The sequence below is a fragment of the Nocardiopsis changdeensis genome, from assembly GCF_018316655.1.
GTDB lineage: Bacteria > Actinomycetota > Actinomycetes > Streptosporangiales > Streptosporangiaceae > Nocardiopsis > Nocardiopsis changdeensis.
In genome coordinates, this window is the sequence record NZ_CP074133.1 from 6,857,638 (window position 1) to 6,881,441 (window position 23,804).

The window sequence follows — 23,804 nt, forward strand, 5'->3', positions numbered from 1 at the left end:
GAGCCCTGCGGGAAGGCCCGGGAGAGGCTTCACCGGATTGTCGCCCGGGCGTGCCATGCTGGCCCGGGCGCGCCCCCTCGGCGATATTTCGCGCCATTCACACGAAAGGTCTCTTTCGTCATATCGGGCGGCTTTCGCCGGAGAAATCCATCAGTTGAATCCGACATTTCTCCGGAGCCGTTGAAAAAGCCGTCGTCGGCTCCTAGAATGCACGCTCAGGCTGTCGGCCCCCGCCCCTTCGCCATCGGACGCCCCGTTCCGCGCCCACGCGCCGTTCGCGTCTCCCTGCCCCGTGCACGCACACCCCCGTTCCCGAAGGGAGGGAAGCGGCCCCTGCCACAGCGGGCACCGCGCACCCGATGACCACCCGTTCCTCCGACGGGGAGCCCGCCTGCCCCGTTCCCGCCGGTCTCCCCCGCCTCTACGGCCCCACCCCCGACACCGGGCGCGACTCCCTCTGGGACGAGCTGCGCGAACGCCACGGCCCGGTGGCCGCGGTGGAACTGGAGCCGGGCGTCCGCGTCTGGCTGCTGCTGGGCTACCACGAGAACCTCACGGTGCTGCAGAGCCCGCACCTGTTCTCCCGCGACACCCGGAGGTGGCGCGAGGTCGTCGAGGGCCGCGTCGAGCCGTCCGCGACCCGGCCCGCCCTGTCCTGGCGGCCCAACGCCCTGTACGCCGACGACGCCGAGCACACCCGGCTGCGCGCTCCGATCGTGGCGGCCCTGTCCCGGGTGGACATGGCCGCCACCGCCCGCGAGGTGCGCCGGATCGCCGACGACCTCATCGACGCGTTCATCGCCGACGGCGAGGCCGACCTCATCGGCGGGTTCGCCGACCCCCTCCCGGTCCTGGTGCTCAACCGGCTGTACGGGCTGCCCGACGGCTACGGGCACATGCTCGGCGACCTCACCCGGGTGGTCTTCGGCGACGACGCCCGCAGGGCCGGGGAGGCCGTCGTCCGCACCCAGCAGTACTTCGCGGGGCTGGTCGCCCGCAAGCGCCGCTCCCCCGGGAACGACCTGGCGTCGTGGATGCTGGAACACGCCAACGGGCTGACCGACCACGAGGTGGCGCACCAGGCGGCGCTGATCAACAACGCGGGCCACCAGCCCACCACCCACCTCATCGGCAACACCATGCACACCCTGCTCACCGATGAGCGCATCCGCGCCGCGCACGCCGACGCCCGGCTCTCCGTGCGGGAACTGCTCGACCACGTCATGTGGACGGACACCCCGTTCCAGGTGCTGCCCGCCCGGTTCGCCCTCCAGGACGTGCGGATCGGCAACGCCGAGGTGCGGACGGGGGACGCGCTGCTCATCGGCTTCGACCCGGCGCACCGCGACCCGGCGGTGCGCCGCGGCCGCGAGGAGACCGGCGTGGTGAGCGGGGCGCGGGCGCACCTGATGTTCGGCGCCGGCCCGCACGCCTGTCCGGCCCGGGAGCTGGCCCGGATGATCGCCGCGACCGGGGTGAGCGCCCTGCACGAGCGCCTGGCGGGGCTGCGGCCGGCGATGGACCCGGTCCTGCTGCGCCGGGTGCCGTCCCCGTTCGTGCGCGGACTGGCCGCCCTGCCCGTGGAGTTCACGCCGGGCGCGCCCCGGCCGCGCCCGGCCCCCGCCGCGGATCCGTTCCCCGCCGCGGACTCAGGGCAGGAGCCGCGGACCGGCTCGGACGACCCGCTGGGGCGGCTGTTCGCCTGGTGGCGGTCGCTGCGCCGCTGAGGCCGCGGAGGGGCCGGAGCCCGCCCGAATCGCACCCCGATCACCGCCTTTCGCACTGAACCACCGAATACACCGGGGTGACCCGGAGTACACGACCGGTGATTCAACGGATGCGCGTTCATCGGATGGACACGATAGTGAAAGCGGGAAATCGCCCGAATTGCAGGGTACATTCACACCCGATCGGGACGGGATCCCTTTTCTCGGCACGTCGGAAAGACGTGTCCCCCCGACCCGGGCCGCTTCGGCACGGGTTCCCGCAGAAAAGGATGAACGTGCACACGACAACCCTTTCCCCCGAATCCCCCGATATCACCCCCACCCCGCGCCGGCTGCGGTCGTGGGCCGCCCGCACGGCGGCCGCCGTCCTGATGGCCGCCGCCGTGGCGGCCGGGACCGCCGCGCCCGCCCACGCCGACAATCCCTACGAACGCGGGCCCGCCCCCACCGAGCAGAGCGTCACCGCGCTGCGCGGTCCCTTCGACACCGACACCGTCTCCGTCTCCTCCCTCGTGGTGAGCGGGTTCGGCGGCGGCACCATCTACTACCCGACCGACCGCAGCGAGGGCACCTTCGGCGGCGTGGTCATCGCCCCCGGCTACACCGCGAGCCAGTCGTCCATGTCCTGGTACGGGGAGCGGATCGCCTCCCAGGGCTTCGTGGTGTTCACCATCGACACCATCACCCGCTACGACCAGCCCGACAGCCGCGGCCGCCAGCTCGACGCCGCCCTGGACTACCTGGTCGAGGACAGCCGGGTCGCCGACCGGGTGGACGGCTCCCGGCTCGCCGTGATGGGGCACTCCATGGGCGGCGGCGGCACCCTCGCCATCGCCGAGGACCGGCCCGAGCTGCAGGCGGCGATCCCGCTGACCCCGTGGCACACCCAGAAGAACTGGTCGGACCTGGAGGTTCCCACCCTGGTCATCGGCGCCGAGAACGACTCCGTCGCCTCGGTCCGCACCCACTCCATCCCGTTCTACGAGAGCCTGCCCTCCTCGCTCGACCGCGCGTACCTGGAGCTGCGCGGCGCGAGCCACTTCGCCCCGAACGTCTCGAACACGACGATCGCCCGCTACTCGATCTCCTGGCTGAAGCGGTTCGTCGACGACGACACCCGCTACGAGCAGTTCCTGTGCCCGCCGCCGCGGACCGGGTTCGGTACGGACTTCTCCGACTACCGCGACTCCTGCCCGCACGGCTCCTGACCCGCACACGGGGGCGGCGCCCCGGGGACCGTTCCCCGGGGCGCCGCCCTCTCGTCCTTCCGGGCCGCCGGAACCCCTCCGGCGGCCCGTCTCCCGCTCAGTCGTGGAAGACCAGCTCCTCCGGGGACAGCGGGGTGAAGTCGACCTCCTCGATGGGGCCGCCGTCGCGGTCGGTGACCCGGGTCTCCTGGAGCATCTCGATGGCCCCGCCCTCCTGGTACTGGACGATGTAGGCGCCCTGGTGGCCGCCGTGGTCCCCGCCGGAGGACGAGAACGGCACCGGCCCGGGGCCCTGCCACTCCTGCTCCTCCAGCGCGTCGACCAGCGCCTGGCGGGTCAGGTCGGGCCCGGCGGACATCAGGACCTGGGCGAACATGACGGCCTGGGTCATACCGAAGATGTGCGTGTTGGTGAGGGGGTCGCCCTCGCCGTACTCCTCGTAGACGTCGATGAAGAACGCCGACCACTCGTCCTCCGTGTCCTCGACCCGGGGCATGTAGCTGGTGATGATCAGCCCGTCCAGGAAGGTGTCCGCCGGCACCCCCTCCGCGTCGGTGTCCTCGGTGAACGCCGCCAGTAGGCCCTGGAGGGTCGCGGTGTCACCGCCGATGCTGGAGACGACCCACTGGGGGTCGTAGTCGGTGCTCGCCGCCTCCAGCATGGCCAGGGCGACGAAGGCCGGGATGCAGGAGCAGACCACGACCTCGGCCCCGGAGCGCTTGAGCTCGGCGACCTGGGCGCTCAGGTCCGGGACCTCGGACTCGTAGTGCTGGCGGGTGACGACCTCGTCGGTGAGGTACTGGTCCAGCCCCTCCTGGGAGTCCTCGCCCACGTCGTCGTTCTGGAACAGGTAGCCGACGTCCTGGCCGGGGAAGTTCTCGACGATGTACTGCCCCTGGATCTTGGCCTCCTTGGTGTAGTCCACCTGCCAGCCGTAGGTCAGCGGGTGCTCCTCGGTGTTGTTCCAGGCCAGGGCCCCGGAGGCGGGGAACACGTCGGGAACGCCCTCCTCGTTGAGGTAGTCGACGACACCGCCGTGGGTGGGCGTGCCCAGCCCCCCGAACATCGCGAAGATCTCGTCCTCGATCACCAGCTGCCGGGTGACGTCGATGGTCCTGGCGGGGTCGTACCCGTCGTCCTCGACCCGGTAGTCGATCTCCCGGCCGTGGATGCCGCCCTGCTCGTTGACGTAGTCGAAGACGGCGGCGGCGCCGCGGGAGATCGACATGTAGCCCGCCGCGGCGGGGCCGGTGAGGGGCTGGTGGGTGCCGATGACGATGGCGTCGTCGGTGACGCCGGTGGACACGGACAGGTCCGGGCCCTCCGACTCGGTGACCTCTCCGGCCCCGGTGCAGGCGGTCGCGGTCAGGGCCAGGGCCAGGGAGGCGGCCAGGGCGCCTCGTCTCGCCGTGTTCATCGTGGTGCGCACGGTGTTCTCCTTCGGTGGGGGGTGCGGTGCGGGATGAGGGTGCGGGTCAGCGGGACCGGCGCAGGAGCGCGCGCAGCCGCTGGAGGATGCCGTGCAGCCCGAGGGGCTGGAACCGCAGGACGAGGATGAGCAGCACGCCGAACAGCACGATCGGCAGGTTGTTCTCCACGTCCTTGCTGAGCTCGAACGCGCGGACGGCGTCCGAGAGCCAGATCTCCAGGTAGACCACGGCCAGGGCGGCCCACAGGGCGCCCCACATGCTGCCGATGCCGCCCAGGACCAGGGCCGCGAGCAGGGTCAGCGACAGCGAGAGCGTGAACATGCTCGGGGTGGCGGTGCCCAGGACGTACACCTGGAGCCCGCCCGCCAGGCCGCCCGCCGCGGAGGCGATGACGAACGCGGTGACCTTGGTGCCCCCGACCGGGACACCCGACATGGCGGCGGCGGTCTCGTCGTCGCGGACCGTCCGCATCCGGCGGCCGAGCCGCCCCGTGGAGATCGTCGCCAGGACGGCCAGGCCCAGGACCACAGCCGTCCAGACCACTAGCGCCTTCCACTCGCTGTCGGTCACCAGGCCCTGGAGGAAGGGCGGGGCCCCGGCGGTGCGCACGGTGAGGCCGTTGCTGCCGCCGAACACCTCGTGGTACCGGTGCGTCAGGCCGGGCAGGCCGACGGCGAGGATGAGGGTCGCGCCGGCCAGGTAGGGGCCGTGCAGGCGGGCGGTGGCGGCGCCGACGGCGATGCCGGCGACCACCGCCACGGCCACCACGAGGACGAGGTTCGCGGCCAGCGGGAGCATCGGCAGGTTCAGGACCAGCAGCGCCATCGTGTAGGCGCCGATCATCATGAACGCGCCGTGGCCCAGGGACACCTGGCCGCTGCCCCCGGTGAGGAGCTGGAGGCCGGCGACGGCCAGCATCGTGTACCCGACGGCGGCCATCCGCAGCGCGGTGAGGTCGCCGGTGACCAGGAGCAGCCCGGTGACGGCGGCCAGCGCCAGGGCGGCGAGCAGCAGGTGGCGCAGCGGGGAGGGCAGGTCGGCCCAGCCCCGGCGCGGGGCGCTCCCGCGGTCCGGGGCGCTCTCGGCGGAGCGGGGTTCGCGCTCGGTGGCGGACGTGGACATGGCTACACCTTTCGCGCGGTCGGGCGGGACAGGATGCCGTCCGGGCGCACGCTGAGCACGAGGACGACGAGGGCGAGGGCGGTGAGGGTGGCCAGCTCGGGGCCGGCGTAGCCGGACACGTAGGACATGCCGAGGCCGACCAGCAGGCCGCCGATGATCGCCCCGAACGGGTTGTCCAGGCCGCCGACCACGGCCGCGGTGATGCCGTAGACGAAGACGATGTCGAACACGTTGGGCGAGATGAACGGGGGTCCGGCGAGCATCCCCGCCAGGGCGGCGATGAGCGCGGAGATCGCCCACCCGGCGGTGAGCATCAGCCCCACCCTGACCCCGCTGAGCCGGGCCGCCTCGGGGCGGAACGCGGCGGCGCGCATGCGCAGCCCCAGCGGGGTGAAGCGGTACAGGCAGAACAGCAGCACGGCGACGACGGCCACCGAGGCCAGGGCGAACACGTCGGCCGGGGACGGCCGCCCCACGAAGTCGAAGGCGTAGGGGAAGCCGTGCTGCTCGTTGCCCCAGACCATGCCCACGCCCCCCTGGGCGACCAGGAGCAGGCCCAGGGTGACGATGATCCCGTTGAGCTGCGAGACCCGGGCGATGGGGCGGACGATGAACCGCTCCGCGAGGGCGCCCGCGGCCGCGCCCACGGTGAGGGCGGCGGCGAAGCCGATCCAGTAGGAGCCGGTGAGCGGGGCGACGGTGGCGGCGGTGTAGACCGCGACCAGCGCCATCGCGGGCTGGGCGAAGTTCACCAGGCGGGTGGCCTGGTAGATGATGACCAGGGACAGCGCCAGGGCGGCGTAGACCGCGCCGGACGCCAGTCCGCTCAGGGTCAGGTCGACGAAGTGGTCCATAGGGGGTGCTCCTCGGGGTCCGGGGTCAGAAGCCCAGGTAGGCGTGGCGCGTGCGGTCGTCGGAGAGCAGGTCCGCGGAGGGGCCCTCCACGGCCACCCGCCCCTGGTTGAGGACGACGCCGCTGTCGGTGGCGGCCAGCGCCCCGGCGGCGTTCTGCTCGACCAGGACGACCGTGAGCCCGGTGCGTTCGCGCAGGTCGCGCAGGAGGGCGAAGATCTGCTTGGTGACCAGGGGCGCCAGTCCCAGGGAGGGTTCGTCCAGCAGCAGCACCCGGGGGCGGGCCATGAGGGCGCGGCCGATGGCGAGCATCTGGCGCTCGCCGCCGGAGAGGGTGCCCGCGGACCGGCCCAGCCGTTGGACCAGCGGCGGGAACAGGTCCAGCACCTCGGCCTCGGTGGCGCGGTCGCGCCGCGGGGAGCGCCACAGCGCGCCCAGGCGCAGGTTCTCCTCCACGGTCAGCTCCGTGATGACGCCGCCGCCCTCGGGGACGTGGGCCAGGCCCCGGGTGATGACGCGTTCGGCGGGCAGCCGGGTGATGTCCTCGCCGCCGAGCAGGACCCGGCCCGCGTCGGCGCGGTGCAGGCCGGTGAGGGTGCGCAGCAGGGTGGTCTTGCCCGCCCCGTTGGCGCCCAGGACGGCCCGGAACCCGCGCTCCGGGACGGTGAAGGAGACGGAGTCCAGGGCGCGGACCGCGCCGTAGGAGGCGCTCAGGTCCACGACCTCCAGCAGGTCGGTGCTCATCGGGCGTCCCCTTCGTCGTCGGCGGTGCCCAGGTAGGCGCGGGTGACCAGGGGGTCGTTGCGCACCTCGTCAGGGGTGCCGGTGGAGATGACCCGGCCGAAGTCGAGGACGACGATGTGGTCGCAGACCTCCATGACCAGGTCCATGTGGTGCTCGACCAGGACGACGGCCATGTCCTCGCCCAGCGCGCGGATCTGCGCGGCGAGCTCGTCCATCTGGCCGCCGGACAGCCCGCCCGCGGGTTCGTCGAGCAGCAGCAGCTCGGGGTCGCAGACGCAGGCGCGGGCGAGGGCGACCTGCTTCTGGACGCCGTAGGGGAGGGTGCCGGGCAGGCGGTGGGCGCTGTCGGCGACGCCGAAGCGGTCCAGGGCCGCCAGGGCGCGCTCGCGGAGTTCGCGCTCGTCGCGGTGGTGCCGGCCCAGGCCGGTGACCAGGGAGAAGGGGCCGCCGCGGGCGAGCCGGTCGGCCCCGGCGACGACGTTCTCCAGGACCGTCATCAGCGGGAAGAGGTTGAGGCCCTGGAAGGTGCGGGCGATCCCGGCGCGGGCCAGGTGGTGGGGCCTGTGCCCGGGAGGGGGGCCGCCCTTCCAGGTCAGGGTGCCGGCGGTGGGGCGCAGGACCCCGGAGAGCACGTTGAACAGGGTGGTCTTGCCCGCTCCGTTGGGCCCGATGAGCCCGGTGACGCCGCCCGGGGGCACACGCAGCCCGACGTCGTCGAGGGCGGTCAGGCCGCCGAAGCGGACGGTGATCCCCTCCGCCGTCAGGAGGTGTTCGGTCGCTGTCGTCGTCATGGGATGCGTTCCACCCCGCCTTTCGTGTCGCGGAACCGGTCTATACCGACCGGTTGGTATGGTCAGGTGGCGCGAACTCGCCGTCCGCGGCCTCGGGACGTCAGTTGAAGAGGCGGGCCAGGTCCACCCGGGAGCGGATGCCGAGCTTGCGGAAGATGCCGCGCAGGTGGTGCTCCACCGTCCGCGGGCTGATGAACATGTGCGCGGCCACCTCGCGGTTGGTCGCGCCCTCCGCGACCAGCCGGGCGATCTGCTGCTGCTGCGCGGTCAGCTCGCCGGTGGACGGGGTCTCCGGGCCGCGCTCCCCCGTTCCGAGGGCGCGCAGCTCGGCGCGGGTCTGTCGGACCCACAGCCGGGCGCCGAAGCGCTCGAAGGACTCCTGCGCGTTGTGCAGGTGTTCCCGGGCCCGCCCCGGCAGCCGGGCCCGGCGCAGGTAGGCGCCGAAGAGCAGCTGGGTGCGGGCGTGTTCGACGTCGTCGTCGCCGCAGGAGCGGTGGAAGGCCAGGGCGCTCTCGAAGTGGTCGGCGGCCTCGTCCTGCGGGGCCAGCAGTCCGGCGCAGCGCTCGGCCAGGGCCAGGGCGGCGGGGGAGCCGATCGAGTCGGCCCAGCGCCGGTACCCGGCCAGGGAGGTGCGCGCCCACTCGGTCTCGCCGATGCGGGTGGCCGCCTCGACGAAGTGCGGCGCGGTGAGCAGCCGCATCGTCGGGTGCCCGTGCCCGGGGCCGGCGTGGACGAGCGAGCGCAGCCGGAAGAACGCCTCGGCGGCGTTGCCGCGCGACAGCTCCAGGACCGCCAGCGCCCACGAGGCCAGGGCCGCGGCCAGTCCGAGGCTGTTCTCGCCGGCCTGGGAGGCGACGGCGCGCGCCCGGATCCGGCAGGTGTCGATGTCGCCCTGGATCGCCGCGATCATCGCCAGCGACGCCAGGTGCTGGGTGGCCCAGATGGTCTGGCCGCTCTCCCGGGACACCCGCAGCCCGTGGAGCGCGGTCCCTGCGGCGGACGGGAACCGCCCGCTCCAGAACTCGGAGAACACCAGGAACCCCAGCGCGGCGGGGACCGTGGCCCGCTCGCCCGCCTGGCGGGCGAGTTCCACGGCCCGGGTGTTGGCGCGCCGCACGAACAGGCTGTCCGACAGGCGCAGCCCGGCCACGCCGCCCCAGATCAGCTCCGAGGGCCGGTCGACGGCCTCCGACAGCCGGACGGCCTCGCGCAGCAGCGGGGTGGAGCCGGGGTAGTCGCCCCGGAAGGAGATGGTGCACCCCTCCAGGAAGGAGGCGGCCATGCGCACCCGGTCGGGGTCCTGCGGCCGCACCAGGGGCAGCGCCAGCTCGGCCGCGCGCGCGTGGCGGACGGGGTCGCCCGCCAGCGAGGCCGAGTCCGCCGAGCGGACCAGGGTGCGCAGGGCCAGGAGGCGGTCGTGCGGGATGAGGTCGCGGCCCACCCCGTAGAGCCGTTCCGCGACGTCGATCGCGTTGGAGGAGCGCATGGCGATCTGGGCGTCGACGAGGTCGATCAGGGCCCGGCGCCGGTCGGTGGCGGCCAGCGGCCTGGCCTTGGCGGTGAGCAGCGCCGCGTACTCGGAGCGGCCCGCCATGTACGACTCGTAGGCCGCGCTGTTCAGGCGGCAGGCGCGGACGTCGGGGTCGGGGGTGAGCAGGGCGGCCCTCTCGTGGGCGAGCGCGGCGGCCGTGCGCCCCGCGGCCTGCTTGGCGGTCCGTGCGACGGCCTCCACCGAGTCCGCGAGCACGGCGTCGGGGCCGTCCGCGCCGGCCGCGGTGTGCCGGACGAAGCGCACCGGCTCGGTCCCGGGGTCGGACACGCCCGCCAGGGCCCGGTGCGCGGCGCGCCGGGCGGAGGCCGGCGCGTCCTGCGCGAAGGCGCGCCCCACCAGCGGGTCGGTGAAGACGACGGCGTCGTCCTCCACCCGGACCGCCCCGGCCTCCTCGGCGGGCTCCAGGTCGTCCGCCGCGGACCCGCCCGTGCCGGCGGCCCGCGCCAGCAGGTGGAGGGGGACGTCCTCGTCCAGGGCCGCCAGCAGCAGCAGGGACCGGGTGCGCTCGGGCAGGTCCCGGTAGGGGGCCAGCAGGTCGGCGCGCAGCCGTACGGGCAGGAGCGGCTCCCCGGGGAACGGGTCCTCCGGCGCCGGTGTCCGGGCCTGGAGGTGTCCCAGGAGGACGGCGGGGTTGCCGTGGGCGGCGCGCACCAGGGCGGTGCGCGCCGAGGCCGGGAGCCCGACCGGGGACCGGTCGGTCAGGATGTCGTGGAGTGCCCGCTCGCTCAGCGGGGGCAGGGGCTGCTCGGGCACGCCCGGCACCAGGTCGTGGGTGGATCCGGGCTTGACCCGTCCGTCGCGTGCGGCGAACACGATCGCCGTCGCGGTGCCGGTCAGCCGGCGGGCCGCGAAGGCGAGGGCGTCCAGGGAGGGGCTGTCCAGCCGTTCCGCGTCGTCGACGCACACCAGCAGGGGACCGTCGCCGGTGAGCCGGTCCAGCAGTGCGGCCGACAGGGCCAGCCGGTCGCCGACCCGGCCCCGGGTCAGGGCCTCGCCCAGCGGGGCCGGGTGCGGGGCCAGCGGGCGCAGCAGGCGTTCGAGCCCGGCCAGGGGGAGGTCGGCCTCGTCGGCGACGCCCCCGCAGTGCAGCACGGTGAAATCACCGGCGTCGGCGCGCAGGTGCGCCAGCAGGGCGCTCTTGCCGCGGCCCGGGCCGCCGGTGAGGAGGAGGGACGCGCCGCGCCGGGCCCTCGCGTCGTCCAGTACTCCGGCGAGGACCCGCAGTTCCGTGTCACGGCCCCGGAGGCGGATCGCCCCGGGGTCGGTGTTACCGCCGATCACGGGCCCAGATTCGCACAGCGGGACCCCGTCGCGGCAGGTGTCCGGGGTCACACTGGTCGTTTCACCGATCCCCGCACGGAGTCGCACGGGCGCGGGCGCGCGGCGGCCCCCGGCGCCGCGGCGAGAAGCCGGGGACGCCTGTTCCCCCCGTTTCACCTGGGGTTCCACCCCTTCAAAAGGTGATGTGGATCACCACTCGACCCGCCTTCGGGGGTTTCCCGTCCGCACACCGCGGTTATCAAGCCGTAACGCGGTGGGAACCCGGTCCCGCGATTCCGACAAAAAGGACACAGGTGCCGCGAGATAGTTTTTTGTCCTCTCCGGGACACTGTCGCGGCCGTCCCGCCCGGGATATCAGTGCGGGGACGCACCCGACGACAGGAGGGAACCACCTCGATGCGGAACCGCCCTCTGCTCGCACACGACCCGCGCCCCCGGGTCGTCCCGCCCACCTTCGGTGTCGAAGAGGAGTTCTTCGTCGTCGATCCGCGCACCCGCCGCATCCTGTCCCGCGCCCCCGACCTGCTGGCCCGCACCCGCCTGGCCGACCGCCTGTGCGGCGAGTTCAGCCGCGTCCAGGTGGAGGCCAACAGCCCGGTGTGCGGCGACGCCGCGGACGCGCGCCGGTTCCTGCGCGAGGCCCGCCGCGAGCTGGCCAGGGCCGCCGACGTCACGGGGCTGGCCGTGGTCGCCTCGGGGACCGCCGTCCTGGGCGACCCCGCCGGGGCCGACGTGAGCGACGGCGCGCGCTACGCCGACATCGCCGCCCACTTCGGGTCGCTGCGCGAGTCGCACGTCGTGTGCGGGTGCCACGTGCACGTGGGGGTCCCCGACCGGGAGGACGCGGTGCTCGCCGCCGGGCACCTGCGCCGGTGGCTGCCGTTCCTGATCGCGATGTCGGCGAACTCCCCCTTCCAGAACGGCCGCGACACCGGGCACGCCAGCTGGCGCACCATCGCCTGGAACCGGCTGCCCTCGGCGGGGCCGCCGCCGCGGCTGGGCTCCCTGGCCGAACACGAGCGGGCGGTGCGCGCCCTGGCCGACGCCGGGGCGATCCTGGACCGGCACATGGTCTACTGGGACGTCCGCCTCTCCGACCACCTGCCCACCCTGGAGATCCGGGTGGGCGACGTGGCCGCCACCGCCGAGGAGGCGCTGCTGTTCGCCGCGCTGACCCGGGGCCTGGTCACCCGGGTGCTGGCCGACGTGCGCCGCGGCGCCCCCGTCCCCGAGATCTCCGACCCCGGCCTGCGGGCGGCCATGTGGCGGGCGGCCCGCGACGGCCTGGAGGGCGTGGTCCCCGACCCGCTCACCGGGGAGGCCCTGCCCGCGGCGGTCGCCATGGACCGGCTGCTGGCGGCGGCCCTGCCGGGACTGCTCGACAACGGCGACGCCGACCTGGCGTCCGACCTGCTGGACCGGCTGCGCCGCCGGGGCTCGGGGGCGGCCCGGCAGCGGGCGGCCCACGACCGCCGGGGACGCTTCACCGACGTCGTGGACCACCTCATCGACCACACGCTGGAAGGGCTATGACCCCCCGTGCCCCAGGTCGGCGGCGGTGGGCGGGTCCGCCCCCTCGCGGGTGACGGTGACGGCCGCGGCCCGGGCGGCGAAGGACAGCATCTCCTCCAGGTCCCGCTCCGTCAGCCCGGCCAGCCGGGCGCGCGGGTCCTCGCCCAGCCGGTCCCGTCCGTCCAGCCAGGCCAGCAGGGCGCCCATGAAGGTGTCGCCCGCGCCGACCGTGTCCACCACCTCGACCCGGGGCGCGGCCACCTCGGCCCGCGCCCCGTGGGCGAGGGCGAGGGCGCCCCGCGCGCCGCGGGTGACCACGACCAGCGACGGGCCCAGGGCCGCCAGCGCGGCGGCCGCCTTCTCCACGTCCTGGTCGGGGTAGAGGAACGCCAGGTCCTCGTCGCTCGCCTTGACCAGGTGCGCCTGCGCCGCGTTCCGCAGCGCCAGCGCGCGGGCGGTGTCCGGGTCGCCGATCACGCCCGGCCGGATGTTGGGGTCGACGCTGACCGTCACCCGGCCCCGCCCGTGCTCGCGCCGCAGCAGCGCCTCGACCGCGCCCGCGCCCGGCTCCCGGAACAGCGCCAGGGAGGCGGCGTGCAGGGCGCGCACCCCGGGTTCGAGCTCCTCCGGCAGCTCGCCGGAGCGCCACCGCCAGTCGGCGGCGTCGTCCATCCGGAAGTCGTACACCGCGGACCCGTCCGCGCCCAGCCGGGCCAGCGCCAGCGCCGACGGCTCCTCGGCGGCCAGCAGCCCGTCCGGGTCCAGGCCCTCCACGGCCAGCCGGTGCCGGATCGTCCGCCCGAACCCGTCCGAGCCGATCCGGGCCAGGAACCGGGTCGGCACCCCCAGCCGGCGGGCGGCGACGGCCGTGTTGGCCGGCCCCCCGCCCGGGGCGGCCCGCAGCAGCCCCGGCCCGCCCGGGACCGGCAGCAGGTCCATGACGTTCTCGCCGACCACCACCAGGTGCGGCGCGGCGTGCTCGCGCACCGCCGCAGCCAGGGACACCGACAGCGGCAGCTGCGGCAGCAGGGTCGCCTGGTAGGCGTGGTACACGTCCGGCTTGCCCGCCCACACCGTGGCCGCGGGCCGGTTCCGCGGGTCCAGCTCGTGGTGCCAGCTGCCGTGCTCGAAGTCCAGGTGGTGCCGCTCGGCGTAGTCCCACCACTGCTCGTAGTACTCCAGCAGGGTCCGGTCGCCGGTGTGCAGGGCCAGCGCCCACGCGGCCATGGTCGCCTCGGCCGCCACCCAGTGCATGCGTTCGCGCACCACCGGACGGTCGTCCCAGTCCAGGGTGTAGACGAAGCCCTCCGCGCCGTCGACGTTCCAGCCGCGTTCGACCGCGTGGGAGAAGAGGGACCGCGCGTCCGCGCGCAGCCACGCGGGGACGGGCTCCCCCGCCCGGCCCAGGGCGATCTCCAGGTGCACCAGCAGGCGCGCCCACTCCAGCAGGTGGCCGGTGGTGCTCCCGAACGGCCGGAACGGGTGGTCGGGGTGGTCCCGGTTGTAGTCCGGCAGGGGCCGCCAGTCGGCGGTGAAGTGCTCGGGCAGCCGCCAGCCGTGGTCCGCCGCCACCCCGTGGATCAGGCGCTCGGCGATGGCCAGCGCCCGGCGGGTCCACACGGCGTCGCCGGTGGCGTCGGCGGCGGCCAGGAACGCCTCGACCGCGTGCATGTTGCTGTTGGCGCCGCGGTAGTCCTCGGTCTCGGTCCAGTCCGCGTCCCAGCTCTCCAGCAGGGCCCCCGCGGACTCGTCCCAGAACCGCTCCTCGATCACGGCCAGCGCCTCGTCCAGCAGCTCCCGCGCGCCCGGCCGGCCCGCGACGGCCGCCGAGGCCGCGGCCAGCGCGACGAAGGTGTGCGGGTAGGCGGACTTGCGGCCCTCGGAGCGCTCCCGCGGGACCTCGTCGAACCAGCCGCCCCGTTCGGCGTCGCGCAGCGGCCCCCGCGCCAGCGCCCGCACGCCGTGGTCGGCCTGCTCGGCGGCCTCCGCGTCGCCGCGCAGGTGGGCCAGGGAGAACACGTGCGTCATGCGCGCGCTGATCCAGGTCTCCACCGGCCGGTCCGGATCCACCCGGCCCCGTGCGTCCAGGGCGCCGAACCCGTCCGCCACCGTCGAGGCGGCGGCGAAGCCGCGCAGGCGCGCCTCCTCCTGCCTCAACCGACCGGGGTCGCCCGGGGGCCGCTGCGTCACAGTCACATTCCCTCGCCTCTTCCAGCGCCCGGACCCAGGGGACGGGCGGCCGATATGGACTCAGGACAACGTTGACACAGCCGCCGGGGGGCGGTCACCCCGTCCCCCCGCTTAACGGTCCCCGGTCGGCGGTTCCTCCCCGGATCCGGCGGCCGAGCGCGCGTGCCGCCGCTGTCCCAGGTCCGCAGAGCGGCAGGTCCACCTGATGTGCTCGGCCACCGACACGGGGTCGTCCGCCATCGGGATGTGGCCGCTGCCGATCAGGGAGACCATGCGCGCGGTGGGCACCCGGCGGTGCGCGTGCTGGGCGCTGGACGGCAGCAGGGTGCGGTCGCGGTCGCCCCAGGCGATGGTGACGGGGCAGTCGATCGGCCGGGCCGCGAAGTCGTACTCGGCCACGCGCGGGATCATCCGGATGAACGGCGAGCCCTCCTGGAGCCCGCGGACGCTGAAGTGGGTGGCCTTGGCCTGCGGCGTGGACGGGTCCCCGCGCAGGACGACCCTGGCCAGGGCCCGGGCGGGGGCCGTGCTCGCCAGCCGCTCCTTGACCGGCATGGGCACGCGGGTGGCCAGGCGGGCGAAGGCGTCCACCGTGCGCAGCCCCCAGCGGCCCAGCCTGTCGGAGAACCCGGCGGGCGAGAACACCGTCACCGACCCGGCGACCCCCCGGACGCCGAGTTCGAGCGCGATGGACCCGCCCAGCGAGTTGCCCGCGACGTGGGGGCGCTCCAGTTCGTGGAACCGGCAGAACGCCTCCACGGCGTCGGTCATCGAGATGATGTCGTAGGGGTCGCCCATCGGCGGCGCCGGGGTCCGTCCGAACCCCGGCAGGTCGACGCAGAAGACGCGGTAGTCCCCCACCAGCCGTGGGAGGACCGCGCTCCAGCTCTGGCGGCGGTCGCCCAGACCGTGGAGGAGGACCAGCGGGCGGCCGGTGCCCCGTTGTTCGAAGGCGATGCGTGTCGGATCCATGAGGCTCTGTTTACCCCGGGGCGACGGGGCACCCCGGGGTACGTGGACGGATTCTGAACGGAATCTGTCGTTTTCACACCCGGATCTCACCTGGCGGCTACGCCCGGCGACGCTCCGGTGACCGGGTGAGAAAGACGCCGGCGAGCACCAGGAGCAGGCCGAGCAGCGGGCCCGCGCCCAGTCCCAGGCCGGTCACCGTCAGGGTGAGCAGGCCGCCGCCGGTCAGGGCCGCCGCCGCCAGCACCTGGACCAGGCCGGGCGAGCCGGACAGCACCTTGGGCGGGGTCTCGAACCGCACCGCCCAGTGGGCCAGCGGCAGGACCAGCGGTACCACGACCACCAGGCCCAGGACGCCCCACACGATCCACAGCCAGGTCATCGGCTCCGGGGTGTTGATCCCCAGGCCGAACACCACGACCCCGGCGACCACGCTCATCGGCAGCATGTGCCACAGGTAGACCGTCATCAGCTGCGGGCAGATCCGGTCCAGCAGGCGTGCGGGACCGGGCTTGTCGGCCCAGGCGCCGATCGCCTCGCGGGCCAGCAGGGCGACGCCGATCTGGAGCGCGCCCAGGGCCTCCAGCACCAGGGTCGGCGGGGCCACGTTGGAGGTCTCGGCGGCGAACACGCCCGTCATGTTCAGCGAGTACGGGCCGAACACCACCAGGGTGAGCGCGGTCAGCGCGCCCGCGCAGGCCAGCAGGGCGGCGTGGACCCGGCGGACGCGGCCGGTCACGTAGAGGAAGCCCACCTGGTGCACGGCCAGCCAGACGAACGCGACGTTGAGGTAGCCCAGCCACTCGACGCCGGCACTGAACCGGGTCACGTCGACGGCCACCGAGCCGGCGGCCAGGGCCGCCAGGGTCCACCAGCCGAAGCGCTCCTGCGCCCGGACCAGGACCGGGGTGCAGACCACCACCAGCACGTACACCGCCAGGAACCACAGCACCATACCCGCGGCCCCCGCGCCCACGAGCACCGGCTGCGCGGGGGCGCCGCCCAGCACCAGCACGTGGGAGACCACGATCCACAGCACCGCCAGGGGCACCACGGGCCAGGCGAGCCGGCGCAGCCGTTTGGCGTACCAGGTGGCGACGGGGACGCCCTTGCCCGAGGCGGCCCGCCAGCTGATGAGGTTCGCGGCGCCGCCGACGAAGAAGATCAGCGGCATCACCTGGGAGACCCAGGTGAGGGCGAAGCCGCCCTCGGTGGTCAGTACGCTCCCGGCGTCGAGCATGCCCTGGTTCTGCGCCAGGACGGGGAGCCACCAGTGCTGGGCGACGACCAGCACCATGACCAGCAGGCGGAGGACGTCGAGGAAGCGGTCCCGGCCGGCGGCCGGGGCGCTGTGCGACTCGACGCCCGTGAGGGTCCGGGCCGTCTGCGGGGTCGGCGGGCCCTCGGGGCCTGCGGTCACGGTCATCCGATCACTCCTTGGGTCTTCCTGCCGGCGGGCCCGGACACGCGGGTGTCCACGGGAGGGCCGCACCGGCCGGTTTCAGGGGGGAGGACGCGCACACCCGCGCCCCGTCGAAGGGATCGCGCCCGGGCGGGGGGATCGGCCACCGGACCGGGCGCTTCGTATTCCACGACCTTAGGTGTGATCTACCGGGGATCGCGATGGATCTGACGCCTCTTTACCAGGGGCGGTTCATCCGACCCCGAATGGTGGTGCGCGCACCACCATGGCCGGGGTCCCCGCCCCCGTGACATCAGGGGGCGGTGGGCAGGGCCCGCTTGTGCGCGGTGGCGCGGTAGCGGGCCACGAGGGCCTCCTCGACCTCCGCGGGGACGGGCAGGCCCTCCAGGAAGTCGTCGATCTGCTCGTAGGTGAGGCCCAGGGCCTCCTCGTCCGGCTTCTGCGGGGAGAGGGTCTCCAGGTCCGCCGTGGGGACCTTGGCCACGAGGTCGTCGGGGGCGCCCAGGGCGGCTGCCACGGCGCGCACCCGGCGCTTGGTGAGCCCGGTCAGCGGGACGAGGTCCGCGCCGCCGTCGCCGTACTTGGTGAAGAAGCCGGTAACGGCCTCGGCGGCGTGGTCGGTGCCGACCACCAGGCCGCGCAGGCCGCCCGCGACGGCGTACTGGGCGATCATGCGCTGGCGGGCCTTGACGTTGCCGATGGCGAAGTCCTCGGCCCCAGCGTCGGAGTAGGCCATCCCGGCCTCGCGCAGCGCCGCCGCCATGGCCTCGGTGGCCGGGCGGATGTCGACGGTGAGGAGCCGGTCGGGCCCGGTGAACGCGGTGGCGCGTGCGGCGTCGTCCTCGTCCTTCTGCTCGCCGTGGGGCAGGCGCATCGCGACGTACTCGGCGTCGCCGCCCGCGGCGCGGACCCGGTCGACCGCCAGCCGGCAGAGCCGCCCGGCGGTGAGGGAGTCGACTCCCCCGCTGATCCCCAGGACCAGCGCGGTGGCCCCGGTGGTGGTCAAGCGCTCGGCGAGGAAGGCGACGCGGCGCTCGATCTCGGCGCGCACGTCGAATTCCGCGGCGACCTCCAGGTCGCGGATGATCTCTCGGCGGTCCCGGCCGGGCTCCGTGTCGGTCACGTGGTGTCCCCCTGGGGATGCGGTACGGCTGTTGGCCGATTATCGCCTGTCCGCAACACCGGATGTGACATCGGCGACCTGTTCGTCCGATTTCGGTTCCCCGGACAGCCGGCGGGCGAACCGCTCGTAGTCCACGACCAGGCCGTCCCCGTCGACCGTCAGCCGGTACTCGCCGTGCAGCGGGTCGCGGTAGGTGTACACCTCCAGGCCGTCCTCGGCCGGGTGGCGGGTGTAGCGCTGGCGCACCCGGCGCACCCGCAGGGACGGAACGTCGATCCAGGCCACCGCGATGTCGCGGTACTCCCCCGGGCGCAGGCCCAGGCGGCGGATCGGCAGGGTGTTGGTGAGCGGGGTGGCGGCGACGTCCGCGTCCAGGCAGCCCACCAGCTCCGGCAGGGGGCGCCCCCCGGCGTCGGTCCAGTGGCCGTCCTGGGCGGTGAGGCGCACCGAGGACGGCCCGCGCGCGGAGAGCACCTCCACCTCCACCTCGCGGGTGGTCCAGGCGAGGTCGGCGCGGACGCCGAAGCGCACGAAGTATCCGGACCCGTCGTCGTTCACGACGGTCTCCCCGGCCTCCAGGCGGTACCCGTCGGGCGCGGGGAGGAGGGCGCCCAGCCCGAGCCCCTCCGGGACGTCGGTCCGGGCCCAGGCGGCCGGGTGTTCCTTCGGTAACGACATGTCACCGTTCTACCGTTCCGGGACCTCGGCCGCCAAGCCCGTCAGGGGCCCGCACCGCCTCGGCGGCACGGGCCCCGGGAGGGGTGCCGGGGTCCGGTCAGACCGGGGTGTCCTCGACGGCGGTCGGACCGCCGCCGGAGCGGATCTCGGCCTCGACCCGGTCGAAGTCGGCGGCCATCTGGTCGCTGACCCTGCCCAGGCCGTTGAACACGAAGATCGCGGCGAAGCTGAGAGCCGCGGCCGGGACCATCGCGTACAGGCCGGTGCCGAGGACGGCCGCGTCCAGGATGTCCCACAGGATCGCGGTGGCGCCGCCGGCGATCATGCCCGCCAGCGCACCGGCCCAGGTCATCCGCTTCCAGAACACCGACAGCAGCAGGATCGGCCCGAACCCGGCGCCGAACCCGGCCCAGGCGTAGCCCACCAGGTCCATGACCGACCGGTCGCCCCACAGGGCGATGGCCGCCGCGCCCAGGGCGACGGCGATCACCGCTCCCCGGCTGATCCACAGCAGGGTCCTGGGGCTCGCGTCGCGGTCGACGAACGCCTTGTAGCCGTCCTCGGTCAGCGCCGAGGAGGCCACCAGCAGTTGCGAGTCGGCGGTGCTCATGACCGCGGCCAGGATGGCGGCCAGCAGCAGCCCGGCGACCAGCGGGTGGGACAGGGACTCGATGAGGAGCGGGAACACCTGCTCGGGGGTGGACAGCGGGGTGTCGAAGTAGGCGATGCCGATGAACCCGACCAGGACGGCCAGGGCCATGGCGGTGACCGCCCAGGTGACGCTGATGGTGGCGGCGGCCGGGATGTCCTTGACCGAGCGGATGCCCATGTAGCGGGCCAGGATGTGGGGCTGGCCGAAGTAGCCCAGGCCCCAGGCCAGGCCGGAGATGATGACGACCGCCCCCAGGGTCTCGGTGGACACCCACGCCCCGGCCTCGCCGTCCAGGGAGGTGCCGCCCACGGCGGAGAGCAGGCCGTCGCTCTTGGCGGCGACGCCCTCGGTCAGGCCCGCGAAGCCGCCCAGGGCGGTGATGGCCATCACCGGGACCACGAGCAGGGCCAGCCACATCATGGCCGCCTGCACGACGTCGGTGTAGGAGACGGCGAGGAACCCGCCCAGGACGGTGTACAGGACCACGATGCCCACGCCGATGGCGATGCCCGGGCCCGCGTCCAGGCCGAAGACCTGGTCGAACAGGGCGGCCATGGCCACCAGGCCGGAGGCGACGTAGAAGAAGTAGAAGACGATGATGAGCAGCGAGGACACCGCGCGCAGCAGGCGCGTGGGGTCGTTGAACCGGTTCTCCAGGAAGGAGGACAGGGTCAGCGAGTCCGAGTCCCCGCCCGTGCGGGCGTCGGTCACCCGCTGGGTGTAGACCCGCAGGCGCGGGGCCAGCAGGATCCAGCTGCCGGCGAAGCCGCAGGCCAGGCCGACGGCGATCCAGGCCTCGCCCAGGCCGGAGACGTAGATCGCGCCGGGCAGGCCCAGCAGCAGCCAGCCGCTGAAGTCGCTGGCGTTGGCGCTCAGCGCCGCCACCCAGGGGTTGAGCTGGCGGCCGCCCAGGACGAAGTCCGATTGGGACACGGTCTTCCGGTAGGCCCACAGGCCGATGGCGACCATGGCGGCGAGGTAGACGCCGAAGGTCCCCACGGCCCAGAGTGTGAACTCGTTCAAGTCCGTTCCTCTCGTCGAGAACGCGCCGGGGTTCCCACGCGTTTCTCACGTGCATTGCCCGGGATCATCACCACTTGTGCCGCCGTCACAACACACGGCCCCGGAAAAACACCACTTCGAGACCTCACCGGGCCGTGGGGCGCCGGGGACCGCCCGCCCCCGCACCGGTATCGACATCCCCGGAACCGCCGCCTAGCCTGGGATCAGGGCGGTGACCGGCCCTCCCCGCGCCCCCGCCCCTCGACGACCCCCGTTCCCGTCCGAGAGTCGAGGACGAACGGCCTTCCCGAGCCGCCGTACAGAAAGCGGGAGGACCATGACGAGCGGAACCGGCCGGACCGGCGGGCGCCGCCGCGGCGACCACCCACCGGTGATGGGCGGCGTACCGCCCGCCGACCCCGACTTCACCGGCCGCGAGGCGATCCTCGAACAGATCCACGACGCCCTGCACCGGAGCGGGAGCGCCCGCTACCTCATCGAGGGCGGCAGCGGTGTGGGCAAGAGCCTCATCGCCGGCCAGTACGCGCACCGGTACGCCGACCACTACGACCTGATCTGGTGGGTGCCCGCCGCCACCGACATCGACGCCAACGGCTCCTACCTGCGCCTGGCCGAGCAGATCGGCCTGGACGCCTCCTACGACCACATCGCCCGCACCGTCCGGGACGTGCGCCGGGCCCTGGCCCACGACCCCGGGATCGGGTCCTGGCTGCTGGTGTTCGACGGCGCCGCCGACCTGGAGGCCCTGGCCGCCGATTACATGCCCGAGGGCGGCGGCCGCGTCCTCATCACCGGGCGGGACCGCCGCCGCCCGCACCGCGGCGTGCCGGGCCTCGTCGACGGCCGCGTCGTCCCCCGGCTCGACACCGCCGAGAGCCTGTCCCTGCTGCGCAGGCTGTGCCCCGAGCGGCTGGAGCCGATCGGCGCCGGGGAGCGCCTGGCCGAGCAGCTGGAGCACCTGCCGCTGGCCCTGGCCCAGGTCGGCGCGTTCCTGCGGGAGTCGTCGCTGGGCACCGAGGAGTTCCTGGAGCGCTTCGAGGAGCGGTACACGGACAAGGTCACCCGGATGGGCGCCGACGACGAGCACACCGCCCCGCTGGCGGCGGCCTGGGAGATCCAGGCCGAGGAGCTGCTCGCCGGGGACGCGACCGGGCGGGCGGTGGTCGAGCTGGCGCGGCTGTGCGCCTTCCTCGCCCCGCTGCCGCTGTCCCGGTCGTTCTTCGCCCGCGCCCGGGACCTGGCCGCCACGCCGGAGCAGGAGGAGCTGTTCGGCGACGAGGCCCGGCTGGACCGGGTCCTGGAGTTCATGCGGCGGCGACGGCTCGCCTCCGTGCGGCCCGGCACCTTCCACCTGCACGAGCTGTTCCAGGAGGTCATCCGCGACTCGATGCCCCTGGTGGAGAAGGTGCGCTACCGCGACCTGGCGCGCCGGCTGCTGGCCCACAACGACCCCGGGGACCCCGCCGATCCCGCCTACCGCGACCACTACCTGCTGATGCACGCCCACGTGAAGGCCTCCCAGGCCTGGTCCGGGCGCGACCCCCGGGTGCGCGCCCTGGTCCTCAACGTGATCGGCTTCCTCACCGAGATCGGCGAGTACGCCAAGGCGGTCGGCGTCGCCGACCAGGCCGTCAACGCCTGGGGGGACGACCCCGTCCTGCTGCTGCACGCCCGGCTGCGGCGCAACATGGTCCGCCGCCTGCACAGCGAGTACACCACCGCCCTGGCCGAGGCGCGCGACATCCACTCCGGCGAGGTGGCCCGCGGCGGTTCCGACTCCGACGAGGCACTGGAGGCGCTGCGGGCGATCGCCATCGCCCTGAGCGGGCTGGCCAGGTTCGACGAGGCCGAGCGGCTGTTCCGGCGGATCCTCGACCACCGCCGCGACCGGGCGCCCGCAGAGCCGCCCACCCTGGAGGCGGCGCACGACTACTCCCAGGTGCTGCTGGAGCAGGGGAGGTTCACCGAGGCGCTGGAGGTGTCCGAGCGGAACCTGCGCGAGCGCGTCGCCCTGCTGGGGCAGGACCACGTGTCCACCCTGCGCACCGACCTCAACCTGGGGCTGACCCTGATGTTCCTGGGCCGCTGGGAGGAGGCGCGCGACCGGCTGGAGGGCTGCATGGCGCGGTTCGCCGCGCAGTCGGCCGCCGACACCCCGCACGCGCTCCAGGGGCTGCTGTTCCAGGCCGCCGTGTACCGCGCCCTGGGCGACACCGGGGCCGCGCTGGAGCACTCCGGCCGGGCGCTGGCCCTGTACCGGCGGCGCTACCCGGCGACGGTGCGCCAGGCGCTGTACGGCCGGGTGGTGCACATGGTGACCCTGGCCCTGGCCGGCCGCGGCGAGGAGGCGGCCGCCGAGGTGCGGCTGCTGCTCCCGGCGACCGACGAGCGCTTCCCGGCCGACCACCCGTTCCCGGCCTGGGCCCGGGTGGGCGCGGGCATCGCCCTGCGCTCCCGGCAGGCGTTCGCCGCCGCGGCCGACCTGGACCGCGCGGCCCTGGAGCGGCTGCGCTCGCTCTACGGGGCGGGCTCGTTCAACACCCTGGCCGCGGCGCTCAACCTGGCGACGGACCTGTACGGCCTGGAGCGGTACGAGGACGCGCGTGCCCTGGACTCCCTGACCGAGGCCGACTGCCGGGCCCTGCTGGACCCGGACCACCCGGTCATGCTGACCGCGCGCCGCAACCACCTGGTGAGCCGCCAGGCGCTGGGCGACGACGTCAAGGAGGAGTGGACGGACCTGTACCGGCTGTTCCTGTCCCGGTACGGACCCGCCCACCCCGCCACGGCGTCGATGACCTCCTACACCCGCCAGGACTGCGACGTCCCGCCGGTCGTCGCGGTGTAGGAGGGGGAACGAGGGTGGGCCGTCAGATCTTGGCGGTCGCCAGGAAGGTGGTCCATTCGTCGTTCTTGAATCCGAGCCGGGTGAGGTCCGGGTTCACCGAGTCGCGGAAGTGCGATTCACCGGACTCCAGGTTCAGCACCTCACAGCACGCGCCGACATCATAGGAATAGCGGGACTTCCGCCACTGCCCGAAGAATGCCGAACCGTTTTCCGAACGACTGACCATTATCCGTCCACTCTGACTGATATAGCCATGCTGGCCAATGAAAATTTATACACCCAGCACCGAAAGCCAGACAAATGCAGATATAAGCCACTACAGAAATAGGCCACCCGGGACCCGGGTGACTCGCGTTCACACTGGAGCTTGCCGCACGATCCCGGTGCCGGGCGCAGCGAACAACTCTTTTTTCCACGCGGAACACGCGGCGCACAAGCAACACAAGGAGAAGAGGAGATCGCTTTTGCGTAACGTTGCGCGCGACATACCGACCCCGGAAAGAAGCTCGAAAATCGAGGACACTTCGTGCCCGGATGTCTTTTTATACATCCGCTGATTGACTTCTATGCATCCCCCGGGCCGGCTCCCGGTACCGGGAACGGCGGCGGCCCGGGTCGCGCGCCTCGACCCGGGCCGCCGAGGCGGGGAGGGCGGCCTCCCCTGGAGAAAAGGTACTGC

17 protein-coding genes and 1 pseudogene are annotated in these 23,804 nt (G+C 73.9%); 4 read left to right on the forward strand and 14 right to left on the reverse strand.

Going from position 1 to position 23,804, the window contains the following annotated elements; genetic code table 11:
- Positions 1-359: 359 nt before the first annotated feature.
- Both KGD84_RS30800 and KGD84_RS30805 read left to right on the forward strand, forming a co-directional pair.
- Positions 360-1,727, forward strand: a complete 1,368-nt coding sequence (locus tag KGD84_RS30800) for a cytochrome P450 family protein (RefSeq protein WP_220563803.1) — start codon at positions 360-362, stop codon at positions 1,725-1,727.
- 371 nt (positions 1,728-2,098) lie between these two features.
- Positions 2,099-2,935, forward strand: a complete 837-nt coding sequence (locus KGD84_RS30805) for an alpha/beta hydrolase family protein (RefSeq protein ID WP_255647134.1) — start codon at positions 2,099-2,101, stop codon at positions 2,933-2,935.
- Between the two features lie 97 nt (positions 2,936-3,032).
- Here KGD84_RS30805 and KGD84_RS30810 read toward each other — a convergent pair whose 3' ends face one another.
- The 6 genes from KGD84_RS30810 to KGD84_RS30835 form a co-directional block, all read right to left on the reverse strand.
- Positions 3,033-4,352 (reverse strand): ABC transporter substrate-binding protein, encoded by a 1,320-nt coding sequence (locus KGD84_RS30810; protein WP_220565405.1) that lies wholly within the window; start codon positions 4,350-4,352, stop codon positions 3,033-3,035.
- Between the two features lie 58 nt (positions 4,353-4,410).
- Positions 4,411-5,487, reverse strand: a complete 1,077-nt coding sequence (locus KGD84_RS30815; RefSeq protein ID WP_220563805.1) for a branched-chain amino acid ABC transporter permease — start codon at positions 5,485-5,487, stop codon at positions 4,411-4,413.
- A gap of 2 nt (positions 5,488-5,489) precedes the next feature.
- Entirely contained in the window at positions 5,490-6,341 is an 852-nt protein-coding gene (locus KGD84_RS30820; protein ID WP_220563806.1) for a branched-chain amino acid ABC transporter permease, read from the reverse strand.
- A gap of 25 nt (positions 6,342-6,366) precedes the next feature.
- Complete coding sequence (locus tag KGD84_RS30825) at positions 6,367-7,083, reverse strand: ABC transporter ATP-binding protein (RefSeq protein WP_220563807.1); 717 nt, start codon at positions 7,081-7,083, stop codon at positions 6,367-6,369.
- The gene (locus tag KGD84_RS30830) at positions 7,080-7,874 is read right to left on the reverse strand and encodes an ABC transporter ATP-binding protein (protein WP_220563808.1); all 795 of its coding nucleotides are present in this window, start codon (positions 7,872-7,874) and stop codon (positions 7,080-7,082) included. The genes KGD84_RS30825 and KGD84_RS30830 overlap by 4 nt, the downstream gene beginning before the upstream one ends.
- A gap of 100 nt (positions 7,875-7,974) precedes the next feature.
- A complete protein-coding gene (locus tag KGD84_RS30835; protein ID WP_255646905.1) occupies positions 7,975-10,707 on the reverse strand; it encodes a helix-turn-helix transcriptional regulator in 2,733 nt (910 codons plus the stop codon).
- 396 nt (positions 10,708-11,103) lie between these two features.
- On the opposite strand from KGD84_RS30835, the gene KGD84_RS30840 reads away from it, so the two are divergent.
- On the forward strand, positions 11,104-12,240 hold the full coding sequence (locus KGD84_RS30840) for a carboxylate-amine ligase (protein WP_220563810.1): 1,137 nt from the start codon (positions 11,104-11,106) through the stop codon (positions 12,238-12,240).
- Here KGD84_RS30840 and KGD84_RS30845 read toward each other — a convergent pair.
- The 7 genes and pseudogenes from KGD84_RS30845 to putP form a co-directional block, all read right to left on the reverse strand.
- The gene (locus tag KGD84_RS30845) at positions 12,235-13,158 is read right to left on the reverse strand and encodes a carbohydrate kinase family protein (protein WP_255647135.1); all 924 of its coding nucleotides are present in this window, start codon (positions 13,156-13,158) and stop codon (positions 12,235-12,237) included. The genes KGD84_RS30840 and KGD84_RS30845 overlap by 6 nt on opposite strands.
- A 45-nt stretch (positions 13,159-13,203) precedes the next feature.
- Positions 13,204-14,415: pseudogene (locus KGD84_RS30850) on the reverse strand (AGE family epimerase/isomerase); the annotation flags it as partial.
- Between the two features lie 105 nt (positions 14,416-14,520).
- Positions 14,521-15,381, reverse strand: a complete 861-nt coding sequence (locus tag KGD84_RS30855; protein WP_220563811.1) for an alpha/beta fold hydrolase — start codon at positions 15,379-15,381, stop codon at positions 14,521-14,523.
- Between the two features lie 97 nt (positions 15,382-15,478).
- Complete coding sequence (locus KGD84_RS30860; RefSeq protein ID WP_220563812.1) at positions 15,479-16,804, reverse strand: acyltransferase family protein; 1,326 nt, start codon at positions 16,802-16,804, stop codon at positions 15,479-15,481.
- Between the two features lie 289 nt (positions 16,805-17,093).
- Positions 17,094-17,924, reverse strand: coding sequence for an ammonia-dependent NAD(+) synthetase (nadE, locus tag KGD84_RS30865; protein ID WP_220563813.1), 831 nt, complete (start codon positions 17,922-17,924; stop codon positions 17,094-17,096).
- Positions 17,925-17,963: 39 nt separating this feature from the next.
- A complete protein-coding gene (locus tag KGD84_RS30870) occupies positions 17,964-18,602 on the reverse strand; it encodes a putative glycolipid-binding domain-containing protein (RefSeq protein ID WP_220563814.1) in 639 nt (212 codons plus the stop codon).
- A gap of 97 nt (positions 18,603-18,699) precedes the next feature.
- A complete protein-coding gene (gene putP, locus KGD84_RS30875) occupies positions 18,700-20,277 on the reverse strand; it encodes a sodium/proline symporter PutP (RefSeq protein ID WP_220563815.1) in 1,578 nt (525 codons plus the stop codon).
- Positions 20,278-20,593: 316 nt separating this feature from the next.
- On the opposite strand from putP, the gene fxsT reads away from it, so the two are divergent.
- Positions 20,594-23,125 (forward strand): FxSxx-COOH system tetratricopeptide repeat protein, encoded by a 2,532-nt coding sequence (fxsT, locus tag KGD84_RS30880; protein WP_220563816.1) that lies wholly within the window; start codon positions 20,594-20,596, stop codon positions 23,123-23,125.
- 22 nt (positions 23,126-23,147) lie between these two features.
- Here the strand turns inward: fxsT and KGD84_RS30885 are convergent, their stop codons facing one another.
- Positions 23,148-23,351 carry a DUF397 domain-containing protein gene (locus KGD84_RS30885; protein ID WP_220563817.1) on the reverse strand — a complete coding sequence of 68 codons (204 nt, stop codon included), beginning with the start codon at positions 23,349-23,351 and terminating at the stop codon, positions 23,148-23,150.
- Positions 23,352-23,804: the final 453 nt, after the last annotated feature.

Bases quoted from the DNA above. Each gene is read 5' to 3' on its own strand.
- KGD84_RS30825 (WP_220563807.1), bottom strand. From the start codon at position 7,083: ATGAGCACCGACCTGCTGGAGGTCGTGGACCTGAGCGCCTCCTACGGC.
- KGD84_RS30855 (WP_220563811.1), bottom strand. From the start codon at position 15,381: ATGGATCCGACACGCATCGCCTTCGAACAACGGGGCACCGGCCGCCCG.
- KGD84_RS30845 (WP_255647135.1), bottom strand. From the start codon at position 13,158: ATGGACCTGCTGCCGGTCCCGGGCGGGCCGGGGCTGCTGCGGGCCGCC.
- KGD84_RS30800 (WP_220563803.1), top strand. From the start codon at position 360: ATGACCACCCGTTCCTCCGACGGGGAGCCCGCCTGCCCCGTTCCCGCC.
- KGD84_RS30870 (WP_220563814.1), bottom strand. From the start codon at position 18,602: ATGTCGTTACCGAAGGAACACCCGGCCGCCTGGGCCCGGACCGACGTC.
- KGD84_RS30805 (WP_255647134.1), top strand. From the start codon at position 2,099: ATGGCCGCCGCCGTGGCGGCCGGGACCGCCGCGCCCGCCCACGCCGAC.
- KGD84_RS30830 (WP_220563808.1), bottom strand. From the start codon at position 7,874: ATGACGACGACAGCGACCGAACACCTCCTGACGGCGGAGGGGATCACC.
- KGD84_RS30860 (WP_220563812.1), bottom strand. From the start codon at position 16,804: ATGACCGTGACCGCAGGCCCCGAGGGCCCGCCGACCCCGCAGACGGCC.
- KGD84_RS30885 (WP_220563817.1), bottom strand. From the start codon at position 23,351: ATGGTCAGTCGTTCGGAAAACGGTTCGGCATTCTTCGGGCAGTGGCGG.
- fxsT (WP_220563816.1), top strand. From the start codon at position 20,594: ATGACGAGCGGAACCGGCCGGACCGGCGGGCGCCGCCGCGGCGACCAC.
- KGD84_RS30840 (WP_220563810.1), top strand. From the start codon at position 11,104: ATGCGGAACCGCCCTCTGCTCGCACACGACCCGCGCCCCCGGGTCGTC.
- KGD84_RS30820 (WP_220563806.1), bottom strand. From the start codon at position 6,341: ATGGACCACTTCGTCGACCTGACCCTGAGCGGACTGGCGTCCGGCGCG.
- KGD84_RS30810 (WP_220565405.1), bottom strand. From the start codon at position 4,352: ATGAACACGGCGAGACGAGGCGCCCTGGCCGCCTCCCTGGCCCTGGCC.
- KGD84_RS30815 (WP_220563805.1), bottom strand. From the start codon at position 5,487: ATGTCCACGTCCGCCACCGAGCGCGAACCCCGCTCCGCCGAGAGCGCC.